The sequence below is a fragment of the Halorhodospira neutriphila genome, assembly GCF_016584055.1.
GTDB lineage: Bacteria > Pseudomonadota > Gammaproteobacteria > Nitrococcales > Halorhodospiraceae > Halorhodospira > Halorhodospira neutriphila.
In genome coordinates this window covers 1-11,468 of sequence record NZ_NRSH01000073.1, presented here as the reverse complement: position 1 = coordinate 11,468, position 11,468 = coordinate 1, and the positions used below count along the sequence as shown (strand labels likewise).

Here is an 11,468-nt window from a genome sequence, read left to right as displayed (position 1 = left end):
TCCCCCTCGGCGGGGGCCGGCTCCGAGGCCCCGGGCTGGCCGGGCTCGCCGGCGCCGCCGAGGCGCTCGGCGAGCGCCTCCCAGTTGCCCCGCCCCTCGGCGTTGCGCATCAGCCGCACCACCGGCCGCTCGAGGACGAGGGTGCGCGTCTCGAGCCGGCCCTGGAGCAGGGGCCAGACCTTGATCGCCGCCTCGAGGCTGTCGATCTCGACGAAGGGCGCGTCGTAGAAGCCCTCGGCGTCGGCGAGGGTCGTCCGGCCGAGCTCCAGCCCCAGCCACGGGTAGAAGGACCAGCCGATCTCGCCCTCGATGCGCAGCTCGCGCCCGGTCTGGCGCTCGACGGCGGCGGCGATCTCGTCGCGGTAGTCGTTGGGGTCGATGACGGTGACGGCCACCGCGATGACAGCGACGACCGCCACCACCAGGGCGAGCGCCACCAGGGCGAGCCACTTCAGGAGCCGGAGCATGGGCCTGCCTCCTCCTTGATCCGTTGTTTTCGCGCAGCCTAGCGCACCTGCCACGGCCGCGGCGAGCCGGCGCTAGGCGGGCCCCTCGCCGGCCGGCTCGAGGCCGTAGAGGCGCTCGCTGCCCTTGGGTCCCCACGCCTTGGGGAAGAGGCTCTGGATGGCGCCGCGGCGCTGCTCGCCGACCCCGATGGGGTAGCCGCGGTAGCGCACCAGCACGTAGCCGCCCTCCGGGCCCTCGGGGCGGCGCTCCGGCCCCGGCACCACGGCCCGGCGGCGCATGAAGGCGGCCGCCTCGGCGGCGTCCACCTCGAGGACCTGCCGCCGGGCGTGGGGCCCGAGGGCCAGGGCCGCGGCGGTAGCCGGCTTGGGCCAGCGGCTCTCGGCGCGCACCGCCGGGAGCCCGGCGCCCTCGCGGATCGCCGCCCGCGGCGGGCGCTGGTCCGAGGCCACGATGCGGGTGTACTTGCGCCCCTCGTAGAAGGCGGTCAGCCCGGCGAGGACCGACTCGGGCACGCCGAAGGCGTCGCGGAAGACGGCCAGCCGGGACTGGGCGTCCGGGTCGGCGGCGACCGGCTCCGGGTCGGCCTGCCCCCGGCCCGGCTCGAGGCGCCGGAAGACGGCGACGAAGAAGCCGCCGGTGTCGTTGTGGTGGGGCCAGAGCCGGCCGCAGCGCGCCAGCGCCGGCCCGAAGCGCTGCCCGCCCCAGGCCTCGAGCCCGGGCTCGAGGTGCAGCCCCGGCACCCGGGCGGGCAGCAGCTCGACGGCGCCACCGAAGCGCTCCAGGGCGGCGGCCACCACCGCCTCGTTCTCCTCGGGGGCGAAGGTGCAGGTGGCGTAGACCAGCGTCCCGCCGGCGCGGGTCATCTCCAGGCCGCGGTGGAGCAGGCGCTGCTGCAGGCGGCTGAGCCGCTCGCGGAACGGCTCGGGCGTCGCCTCGGCGGCGAGGGCGTTCTTGCGGAAGGTGCCCTCGCAGGAGCAGGGGGCGTCGACGAGGACCCGGTCGAAGGTCCCCACCTCCCACGGCATCCCCTGGCCGTCGCGCACGGTCTGGGCGACGTTGACGACGCCGAGGCGCTTGAGGGTCTGGCTGAGGGCGCCGTGGCGGCCGCGCTTGGCGTCGTTGGCCACCACCGTGCCGCGGTTGCCGAGGGCGTCGGCGATCTGCGCCGTCTTGTTCCCCGGCGCGGCGCACAGGTCCAGGGCCCGCTCGCCGGGCCGGGGGTCGAGCAGCGCCGCCGGCAGCATCGAGGCGGCCTCCTGGGGCTGGAAGAGCCCGGCGATGAAGCCCCAGTGGCAGCCGGGCCGGAAGCCGCCACCGACGGTCAGCGCCTCGGCGTGCCAGGGCACCGGCTGCGGGTCGAAGCCCTCCTCGTGGAGCAGGGCGATCAGGTCTTGCCGGGAGATCCGCCCGGTATTGACCCGGATGCACGGCAGCAGCGGCTGCTCGAGGGCGGCGCAGAAGCCCGCCCAGTCGTCGACCAGCTCCCGGTAGCGGCTGTAGGCCGACTCGCTGGCGGCCAGGTCCTGCGGCGGCTCGTATCGGTCCATAGGCAACTCACCCCCCAAACGATCCATCCAGTGATTGACGATCCATAAGGGATGGCAATGATGCTAGCAAGCGGCGCTGAAGTCCACGCGCCTGTTAGGATTGATCCGACGCATACCCTTAGAGGGAGAGCGGTCTATGCGCAGCGCCCCGACCCCCGCAGAAGACGAGCAGCGCCTTGCGGAGCTGCACAGCTACGGCGCCCTCGACACGCCCGCCGAGGAGGCATTCGACCGGCTCACCCGGCTCGCCTGCCAGGTCTTCGAGGCGCCCATCGCTACCATCACCCTCGTCGACCGGGACCGGCAGTGGTTCAAGTCGGTCCGCGGCCTCAACACCTGCCAGACGGCGCGCTCGATCTCCTTCTGCGGCCACGTCGTCGCCAGCGGCGAGCCGCTCATCGTCGAGGACACCCACCGCGACGAGCGCTTCCACGACAACCCCCTCGTCGTCGACGCCCCCGGCATCCGCTTCTACGCCGGCGTGCCGCTGACCACCCGGCGGGGCTTCCACATCGGCGTCCTCTGCGTCCAGGACACCGAGCCGCGCCCCTTCGACCGGCGCCGGCTGCCCATCCTCCAGGACCTCGCCGCCGTCACCGTCGACGAGCTGGAGCTGCGCAAGGCCCACCGCCGGCTGGAGGTCGAGCAGGAAATCGCCGAGGAGATCCTGCAGCGGGCGACGCGCTCGGCCTCGCTCGCCCTGCCCGGGGTGCGCTGGCACTACCGGCCGGCCGAGGCCCTCAGCGGCGACATCCTGCTCGGCGGCGAGCGCCCCGACGGCAGCCTGCTCTTCCTGCTCGGCGACTTCACCGGCCACGGCATCTCGGCGGCCATCGGCGCTCCCGTGCTCGCCGGGCGCTTCCACGACGCCGTCGAGGCGGGCGAGACGGCGGAGGGGCTGCTCAGCGCCCTCAACCGCGAGTTCCGGCGGACCCTGCCGCCGGATATGTTCCTCGCCGCGGTGCTGATCGAGCTCGACCCGGCGCAGCGGCGCATCGGCGTCTGGAACGGCGGGATGCCCGCCCTGGCGCTCTGCGGCGAGGCGGGGCCGGCGGCGGTGTTCCCCTCCGAGGGGCTGCCGCTCGGGGTGGCCGCCAGCGCCGGGGACGCGCCGGCCTACCCCCTCGCCTACCGGGCGGTCCTGCCCGGCGAGGCCCTCTACGCCTGCTCCGACGGCGTCCTCGAGGGCGTCGACGAGCAGGGGCGGTTCGAGGGCCAGGAGCTCGCCGCCCTGCTCGGCGAGGCGCCGGCCGGCGGCCGCCTCGAGCAGCTCCAGGCCCGGATCGCCCGGGCGCACCGGCTCAGCCGGGAGCGCGACGACGCCACCCTCCTCGAGCTCGACCTCGGGCGCCTCCTGCCGGCGGGGGAGCGGGCTAGCTAGCGCGGCGCTGCTGCAGGGCCGTACGGGCGCGGATGCCGAGGCGGCGCGGTAGCCAGAGGCGGTCGATGAACAGCACGCCCTGGAGGTGGTCCACCTCGTGGCCCACGCAGACGGCCTCCAGGCCCTGGAGCCGGGCGGTGAAGGGCGCCCCCGAGGGGTCCAGGGCGCGGACGGTGATCCGGGTCGGGCGCTTGACCAGCCCCTTGCGGCCGGGCACGGAGAGGCACGTCTCCTGGACGTAGCCGCGGGCGGCGCTGGCCGTGATCTCGGGGTTGACGAAGACCCGCCGGGCCTCGCCGCGGCCGGAGGCGTCGCAGACGATCACCTGCCGCTGCACATCCGCCTGGGGGGCGGATAGCCCGAGGCTCCCGTGGGCGTCCATGGTCTCGAACAGGTCGGCGACGAGCTGCTCAAGCCCCGCGTCGAAGGTCTCGACGGGCTCGGAGGCGTGGCGCAGCCGGGGGTCGGGGTACTCAAGGATGCTCAGCCTGGCCATGCCCGGGTCCTCCTCTCCGACGAGCAAGGGGCGGGACCCTAGGGATCCCGCCCCTTGGCTCAGGCCTCTAGAGGCCTGCCGGCCATAGAAGCCGTAGACGGTGCTACAGGACCGTCGCGTGCGGCCTTAGAGCCTCACTCGTTGGCCGGCGTCTGCGCCTCGGCCGCCGGCGCCTCGACAGCGGCGTTACTGCCCTGGAGGAAGGCCGGATACCAGTCGGTCTGGGTCAGGACTGCCGTATGGACGAGGAGCGACAGCAGCACCACCACGCCCAGGAAAAGCGGGAGACCGACCTTCGGCGGAACAACGAGCCAGATACGAGCGTTATACATGGTTTAGCCCTCCTTTAGCCGAGCCAGGGCGTATTGATGTAGGCCAGGACGTGCGCGATAAAGGCGATCGCGAAGAAGATCAGCGTCCCGTTGAGCACATAAGCGTGCAGCTCCTGAGCCTCAGGCTCCGTCAGGCCGGAGGGCCATACGCGCTCCGGATCGTCGGACTGTTGCCCCATCATCTTGCTATCGAACATAGCGCTACTCCTCTCGTTGAAGGCGTTTGCCTTTGCGTGGAGATGTGAGCCTAAGCCACCCGTTTATTGAGACCAGGCGGGAGACGGCCCGCATGCCACCTCGATATTGCGAGTACAGATAACCAAGAGGCACCCGGGGCGGTCAATTACGGGGGACATCGTGCCACATGGGGTGCGGTACCATGCCGCTACCCATCCGCCCGGCCGGATCGGCGTTCGCCGGCGAGCGCGCGGCGGATTTCCTCAAGCCCCTCGCCGAGCCGCCGCGCCCGCCGCCGAGGCGAGCCGGGCTACCCGGCGCGCCCGGGCCGCGAGCCCGTGTAGCGGCGCCAGAGGCGCACCAGCGTCCAGCCGATGGAGACCGCCGCCACGGGCCAGGCGGCGAGGCGCAGGGCGCTGTAGAGGGGGAGATCGCCGGCGACGGTCGCCGCCGGCGCCGCCAGCTGCGCGGCGGCCGAGCCGCTGAGCAGCGAGAAGGTGAGCACCGGCGCGGCGTAGTACGGCGCCCGCCGCCGGAGCCCGAGCCAGGCGAAGGCAACCAGGTGGGCCAGGAAGACGGCCAAGGCGAGGAGCAGTCCGATCTTGCCCATGGCGAGCGCATGATCCCTCGAGCGGCGGCTGACGCCCCGTCAGCCCACTGGCAGGCATCATACTGCGCCCCGGCGGGCGCCTCAATTGACGCCGCAGCGGGCCCGGATGGCGGCGATGGCGTCCCAGTGGGCGAGGAAGACCTCGACGCAGTCGATGTCGAGCTTGCCCTCGGCGGCCTCCCGGCGCAGCAGCTCGGCGGCCGCCTCGCACGACCACTGCGGCTTGTAGACCCGCTCGCTGGTCAGGGCGTCGAAGACGTCGGCCACCGCGACGATCCGCCCCTCCAGGGGGATGGCCTCGCCGCTGGCGCCGGTGGGGTAGCCGCTGCCGTCGAGCCGCTCGTGGTGGTAGGCGACGATGTTGTGCAGGAGCGTGGTGCGGCGGTCGTTGTGGAGGCCGAGCTCGTCGGCCATGGAGAGGACCATGGCCACCCCCCGCGGGACGTGCTCGCGGATCTGGGCGAACTCCTCGTCGGTGAGCCGGCCCGGCTTGAGCAGGATGTGGTCCGGGATGGCGATCTTGCCGATATCGTGGACCGGCGCGAACTCGTGGACCATGGCCACGTACTCGTCGCTCAGCGACAGCCGCTCCGCCAGCCCCTGGGCGATGAGCCGGCTGTACTCGCCCATCCGGTGCATGTGGGCGCCGCTCTCGTCGTCGCGGATGCGGCTGAAGCTCAGCGCGGTCTTCGCCGCCCCCCGCAGGACGCGGTTCTTGCGGATGGAGGCCACGGCCATCATCCGCGCCAGGTCGGCGTAGGGGCCGAAGCGCTGGAGCAGCGCCCCGTTGAAGTAGCCCGGCAGGCGGGAGTTGAAGAAGAGGAAGCCGTAGAGCTCGTGCTCGTAGCTCAGCGGCAGGATCATCCCCGAGCGCAGCTCGCTGCCGCGCAGGGCCTCGGTGTGGGGCTGCGTGCCCGGGTGGTGGAGGTAGTCGTCGATGATCCGCGGCTCGCCGGTCTCAGCGAGCTCGGCGAGGGTCGGCACCTGCTCGAGGGCGACCTCGTAGTGGTCGAGGGGGCTGGCCTGGTCGCTGCCGGCGCCGTAGGTCTTCAGCCGCCCGGCCTCGGGCTCGTAGACGGCCACGGCGATGCGGTGGATGGCGCCGCCGTCGAGGCGCTCGTTGATGTGCAGCCGCAGGCGCTCGAGCCGCTCGCTCAGCCGCATGTCCGGCTCCTGCAGGCTCAGCGGCAGGAGGGCCTCGAGGGTAGCCGAGGCGCTACCGGGGCCGGCAGCGCCGCCGGGGTGAACGGGTAAGGGACTGTCGATACTCACGTGCGCCCTCCGGGGGAGGCCCGCCCGCTTCCAGGCAGGCCGCAGGCCGCGGCGAATTTATTTTCATCAAAAGTAACACCGCCGGTGTTGTGGGTTCTAGCCCCTCCCCGGCGCGCCGCCCGACCCGCCTCCTTGCGGCCCCTCTTTCGATCAGCGGCTCCTTCCCTAGCCGCCAGCGAGCAGAAAGCGCATACCGCCGAGGATCAAGCCGGCCTGGGCGAGGAGCAGGCCGCCGGTCCAGACCACCGTCCACTTGATCGTCTCGGACTTGATGGCGGCGATCTCCTTGCGCAGCCGCTCCTCCATCGCCCGGGTCTCCCCACGCAGCTGCTCGAGCTCCTTCCGCAGCTGGCCGTCCCGCTCCTGGGTCTCGTGGCGCAGCTGCTCAATCTCCCGCTGCAGCCGCCCATCCATCTCGCGCATCTCGCCGCGCAGCTGCTCGAGCTCCTTCTGCAGCTGGCCATCCCGCTCCTGGGTCTCGTGGCGCAGCTGCTCAATCTCCCGCTGCAGCCGCCCATCCATCTCGCGCATCTCCCCGCGCAGCTGCTCGAGCTCCTTCTGCAGCTGGCCGTCCCGCTCCTGGGTCTCGTGGCGCAGCTGCTCGATATCCCGGCGCAGCCGCAGCTCGGCCTCGGAGAGGTGGGTCTGGGTGGGCAGCTCGCGGACCTCCGGGTAACGCTCCTCAATGCGCTCAAAGGCCTCGGCGATGAGCCGCGCCCGGGTCTTGTCGTCGGGCGCGGCGGCGAGCTGCTCGTAGAGCTCGATAATGGAGGAGGAGGTCATACAGTCACGCGGTATGGGCGGTGCTGGACAGCCCCATAATAACTCGCTGTCGTTGAGGCGTCCGCTTGCGGCCGCTAGTAGCCGGTGTCGCTGCGGAAAAGATCGCCGTAGATCCGCTCGGCAGACGCCACCTCGGAGGCCGAGAGCTGGGCGAACTCCCGCTCCCGCGCACGCTTGGACAGCCGGCCGCCGTTCTGCTGGAGGAAGCGGAACAGCAGATCGAGCGTTCGCTCCGGCATATCGACCAGCTGCTCGATACGTCGGCAGAACGCGTCGTAGCGGCGGAGGAACTCGGCCTCCTGCGGCAGATCCCGCTCGATTGTCCGCCAAACGCAGTGGTACAGGAACTCCGCATGCGGCGTGGCATCGAAAAAGCGGTAGAAGTCCGCCGTGTTGTTCAGGACGGCCACGTTGCCGCTCTCGGTGGCGCGCCAATCGATGACGGGCAGAAGGCGCCGCGAGTAGTCCTCCAGGACGGCCCTGTAGCGGTCGATCTCCTCGAGCATGACCGCCGATACGGGGAACACCAGACCCGGGGGGTTGAAGCCACGCTCCGCTAGCACGTGGTGGATGAGGTAGCGGTGGATCCGGCCGTTGCCATCCTCGAAGGGGTGGACGTAGATCAGGCCGAAAGCCAGCACGGCCGCGGCAATGACGGGATCGATGTGGGCAGCCGGGCCGCGGTCGAAGGCGATCATGCCTTCCACGAGATCGCGCAGGTGCTCGGGACAAGCGCTGACATGCTCCGGCAAGGGCCGCATGCTGTGATCGCGCGCGCCGACGAAACCGCCCTCCCGGCGAAGCCCGAGCTCCACGAACCGGGCATCGCCGATCACGATGCGCTGCAGGCGCAGGAGCTCGTCGAGATCGAGCGGGTGCTGGCCGGCCTCGCCGATGGCACGCCCCCAGCGCTGGATCCGGTCCTGGGGCGGGTGCTCTCCCTCGATCGCATAGCTCGACCGCGAGTCCTTCAGGAGCAGGAACGCCGCCGTCCGCGAGAGGACCCCTTGAGGGACCGTATCGATCACCGCGCGGGCACGGGCCGCCAGATCGAGCCCGACTAGCGCGTCGAGCGTCTCCGTGCGGGAGACGAGCGGGCAGAACGAGGGCGTGCCGGGCAAGTTGTTCGTCACGCGGTGGCGGGGGGAGGCCTCGCCCTCCCCCGTCCACTGCAGGGCCGGATCGACGACCGGCACGTAATTGCCCTGTGTGGCATCGCCGAGCGGCAGCTGCGCGCCGAGCAGCCACTCGTACAGGAACCAGATCCGGCGCGCATAGCGCCCCGTCGGCTTGGCGCGGACCAACGCTGCCACGGCGGCCGGCCCTACCGCCTGGAAGAGCCGCTTCAGGACGGCGAGATCGAGCCCCTCGTACTTCAGGGCGAAGGTCAGGTGCCCCTCGAGCGTTGCCGGGGGCGCATGGCGCGGCGTCAGCAGCCGCCAGCCGCCCTCGCTGTAGACCTTGTGCCGCTCCGACGTGGCCCACAGCCGGCGCGGCCAGGGAACGCGGAGCCCGTAGGCATCGATCAGCGCGGCGTAGCCTGCCGGGGTGGCCCGCTCGGGCAGCCGGTGCTCGTGAAAAACGGTGACAGCCCCTGAAAAGCGGTTCTGCGTGCCAGCGGCCATGAAAAGCGGCTACGCCTCATGAAAAAGAATAACAACAAAAGATTACCATGAATCTCGATTACGCGGCCGCCTCCGCCTCGCGCGTCTGCTCACGCATCACCAAGACCAAGAGCTGCTGTTGGACCCCCTTGAGCAGGAGGGCGTTCTGTGCAGGCGGTTGATGATGATCCAAGGCACCGAGATGGACGTGGTACGCTCGAGCTAAGCGGACGGAGACCACCATGGCGGCGCAAAAGCACGACCCAGGTTACAAGCGGCTCTTCTCCCAGCCGGAGATGGTCCGGGAGCTGCTCGTCGACTACGTCCGCGAAGACTGGGTCCGCGAGCTCGACTTCGCCACCCTGGAGAAGCAGAACGGCTCCTACGCCACCGAGGACTATCGCGGGCGCCACGACGACGTGATCTGGCGGGTGCGCTGGGGCGAGGACTGGCTCTACGTCTACCTGCTGCTCGAGTTCCAGAGCGGGATCGACCGCTTCATGGCGGTGCGCATGATGACCTACGTCGGCCTGCTCTATCAGGATCTCATCACGCAGGGCAAGCTCACCGACGAGGGGCGACTGCCGCCGGTGCTGCCCGTGGTGCTCTACAACGGCGAGCCGCGCTGGTCGGCAGCGGCCGACATCGAGGAGCTGATCCAGTACGTCCCCGGCGGGCTCGAGGCCTACCGGCCGCAGATGCGCTACCTGGTCCTCGATGAGAAGGCGCTGCTGGAGCAGGAGGACTCCCCAGAGCTGCGCAACCTGGTCCACGCCCTGTTCCGGCTCGAGCACAGCCGGGATCCGCAGGAGATGCTCGCGATCATCGGCAAGCTCGGCGAGTGGCTGCACCAGCCGGAGCAGCGCCGGCTGCGCCGCGAGTTCGCCCTCTGGGTGCAGCGCGTGCTGCTGCGCCGCAAGCCCTTCGCCGAGCAACCGCCGCCTCAAGGGCAAGAGATCCAAGATCTGGAGGAGGTACAAGAGATGCTGGCTGAGCGCATGAATCAGTGGGAGAAGGAGTGGGAGCAGAAGGGGCACCAGAAAGGCCGGCAGAAAGGTCGGCTGGAAGGCGAAGCCAAGATGCTCGCCCGGATGCTCGAGAAGCGCTTCGGTCCGCTGACCGAGCAGCAGCTTGAGCGTATCCAGTCTGCTGACGAGGACACCCTGTGGGCCTGGTCCGACCGCGTCTTCCAAGCCGACAGCATCGATGAGGTCCTCGGTCACGAAGGCTGAGGAGCCGCTTGTAGGCGGGGTCGTGCTGCTGCTCAGCCACGGGCGGACTCCGCGCTCAATCCCCGACTCCCGCCGCAGCCGCTCGCGCAGCGACTCGATGCGCTCGCGCATCGCCGCCGCCCCCTCGGGGTCGCCCATGGCCGAGCGCGCCTCGGCGGTTACCTGGTAGAGCGGCAGCGGCGCCGCCTTCTGGCCGTAGCGCAGCTCCACGCCCGCCTCGAGGACCGCCCGGGCGGCCTCGTCGCCCTCCTCCTGGCGCAGCAGCCGCGCGTAGGCCAGCCGGGCGGAGACGGCGCGGGGGTTGAGGGCGAGGGCCCGCCGGAAGGCGGCCCGCGGGCTGCCCTCGGTCAGCTCGGGGTAGTCGCGGCGCAGCTCGCCGCGGAGGGTGGGGATCTGGGCGCGTAGCGGGTTGCGGTCGCGCGCGGTGTCGAGCAGCCGCATCGCCTCGGCCATCAGCTCGCGGCGCAGCTCGGCCTCCGCCGCCGGCACCTGGGCGAGCAGCCGCTGGTAGAGCTCGGCGTGGTGGAGCCACGGCGGGTCCGCCCAGCCCCAGCGCCGCTGCGCGGTGAGGAAGGCGTGCTCGGCGGCCTCGTAGTCGCCGCTGCGGGTGTGCTCGATGCCCGCTTCCGTCGCCCGCTGCGCCGAGCCGATGAGCCCCACGCTGAAGACGACTAGCGCCAGCGCCCCCGCCCCCGCCGTGAGGGTCAGCGGCCGGCGCCAGTCGGGCAGGCGCAGCACGGCCAGGGGCCGCGCCGGCGCCAGGCGCTCCAGCTCGGCGATGAGGAGGAAGGCGGGGATGAGCATGCTCGCCAGCTGGAGCTGGTAGCTGAAGAGGCCGTGGAGGCCGAGGCCGGCGACGGCGGCGAAGGCCGCGATGGCCCCCGCCGCCGAGGCGGGGTCGAGGGCGCCAATGCGCCCGGCGCGCACCGCGCGGACGAAGAGGTAGACGCAGACGCCGCCGACGGCGAGCACCAGCAGCGGCGCCGGCAGGCCGCGCTCGGCCCAGAAGTGGAGGTAGTCGTTGTGGGCGAACATCCCGGCGGTGCCGTCCCCCGCCGGGCGCACCGCCGCGTAGGCGAGCCAGAAGACGCCCGGCCCCAGCCCGAGCCACGGCGCCTCGCGGATCAGCTCCCAGGTCGCCGCCCACTGCAGGAAGCGCACAGCCCCGGCCTCGTCCGGCGAGCCCAGCGAGGCGATGCGCTCGCCGAGCAGCCGGCCGGTGCCCAGGCCCAGCACGTTGACCAGGTAGGCGGCGAGCAGCGCCCCGACGAAGACCAGCGCCACCGCCGCCAGCCGGCGCCGCCCCACGCCGAGGGCGTAGGCCGAGCCGCCGAGGACCACCGCCAGCGCCGTCGCCGCGGCCAGGAAGGCCGCCCGGCCGCCGTCGAGGCCCACGGCGAAGACCAGGACGAAGAGCGCCGGCAGCAGCGCCCGCTGCGCCCGGGGCGTGCCCAGCAGGCGCTCGGCGCCGGCCAGCCACGCCACGGCGACGGTGGGCCAGAGGAGGTTGACCAGGGCGGCGGCGGAGTTGGGGTTGAGGAAGAGCGCCGTGGGGCGGTGGCCGGT

The 11,468-nt window shown here is 71.9% G+C and carries 11 protein-coding genes and 1 pseudogene; 2 read left to right on the top strand and 10 right to left on the bottom strand.

Annotated features, from left to right (window positions below; translation table 11 throughout):
• Together CKO13_RS07580 and CKO13_RS07575 are read right to left on the bottom strand one after the other, a co-directional pair.
• The coding region (locus tag CKO13_RS07580; RefSeq protein ID WP_200258993.1) for an AsmA family protein at positions 1 to 467 on the bottom strand (467 nt) is incomplete at its 3' end.
• A 72-nt stretch (positions 468 to 539) separates the two neighbouring features.
• Positions 540 to 2,015 carry an RsmB/NOP family class I SAM-dependent RNA methyltransferase gene (locus tag CKO13_RS07575; protein WP_200258991.1) on the bottom strand — a complete coding sequence of 492 codons (1,476 nt, stop codon included), beginning with the start codon at positions 2,013 to 2,015 and terminating at the stop codon, positions 540 to 542.
• A 136-nt stretch (positions 2,016 to 2,151) separates the two neighbouring features.
• Here CKO13_RS07575 and CKO13_RS07570 point away from each other — a divergent pair, with 136 nt between their 5' ends.
• Entirely contained in the window at positions 2,152 to 3,396 is a 1,245-nt protein-coding gene (locus CKO13_RS07570; RefSeq protein ID WP_200258989.1) for a PP2C family protein-serine/threonine phosphatase, read from the top strand.
• On the opposite strand, the gene def is transcribed toward CKO13_RS07570, so the two are convergent.
• The 7 genes from def to CKO13_RS07535 form a co-directional block, all read right to left on the bottom strand.
• Positions 3,389 to 3,892, bottom strand: a complete 504-nt coding sequence (def, locus tag CKO13_RS07565) for a peptide deformylase (RefSeq protein ID WP_200258976.1) — start codon at positions 3,890 to 3,892, stop codon at positions 3,389 to 3,391. The genes CKO13_RS07570 and def overlap by 8 nt on opposite strands.
• Before the next feature lie 134 nt (positions 3,893 to 4,026).
• Complete coding sequence (locus tag CKO13_RS07560; RefSeq protein ID WP_200258965.1) at positions 4,027 to 4,224, bottom strand: light-harvesting protein; 198 nt, start codon at positions 4,222 to 4,224, stop codon at positions 4,027 to 4,029.
• 14 nt (positions 4,225 to 4,238) lie between these two features.
• Positions 4,239 to 4,421: a light-harvesting antenna LH1, beta subunit gene (pufB, locus tag CKO13_RS07555; protein WP_274600668.1), complete on the bottom strand. Its 183-nt coding sequence runs from the start codon at positions 4,419 to 4,421 to the stop codon at positions 4,239 to 4,241.
• Positions 4,422 to 4,711: 290 nt separating this feature from the next.
• Positions 4,712 to 5,011 (bottom strand): hypothetical protein, encoded by a 300-nt coding sequence (locus tag CKO13_RS07550; RefSeq protein WP_200258956.1) that lies wholly within the window; start codon positions 5,009 to 5,011, stop codon positions 4,712 to 4,714.
• A gap of 81 nt (positions 5,012 to 5,092) precedes the next feature.
• The gene (locus CKO13_RS07545; RefSeq protein ID WP_200258955.1) at positions 5,093 to 6,283 is read right to left on the bottom strand and encodes an HD domain-containing phosphohydrolase; all 1,191 of its coding nucleotides are present in this window, start codon (positions 6,281 to 6,283) and stop codon (positions 5,093 to 5,095) included.
• A gap of 165 nt (positions 6,284 to 6,448) precedes the next feature.
• A complete protein-coding gene (locus CKO13_RS07540; protein ID WP_200258954.1) occupies positions 6,449 to 7,066 on the bottom strand; it encodes a DUF1640 domain-containing protein in 618 nt (205 codons plus the stop codon).
• 74 nt (positions 7,067 to 7,140) lie between these two features.
• A complete protein-coding gene (locus tag CKO13_RS07535) occupies positions 7,141 to 8,691 on the bottom strand; it encodes a Fic family protein (protein ID WP_200258953.1) in 1,551 nt (516 codons plus the stop codon).
• A gap of 221 nt (positions 8,692 to 8,912) precedes the next feature.
• Here CKO13_RS07535 and CKO13_RS07530 point away from each other — a divergent pair, with 221 nt between their 5' ends.
• Entirely contained in the window at positions 8,913 to 9,902 is a 990-nt protein-coding gene (locus CKO13_RS07530) for an Rpn family recombination-promoting nuclease/putative transposase (protein ID WP_200258995.1), read from the top strand.
• 981 nt (positions 9,903 to 10,883) lie between these two features.
• On the opposite strand, the pseudogene CKO13_RS12735 reads toward CKO13_RS07530, so the two are convergent.
• Positions 10,884 to 11,387, bottom strand: a pseudogene (locus CKO13_RS12735) (O-antigen ligase family protein); the annotation flags it as partial.
• Positions 11,388 to 11,468: the final 81 nt, after the last annotated feature.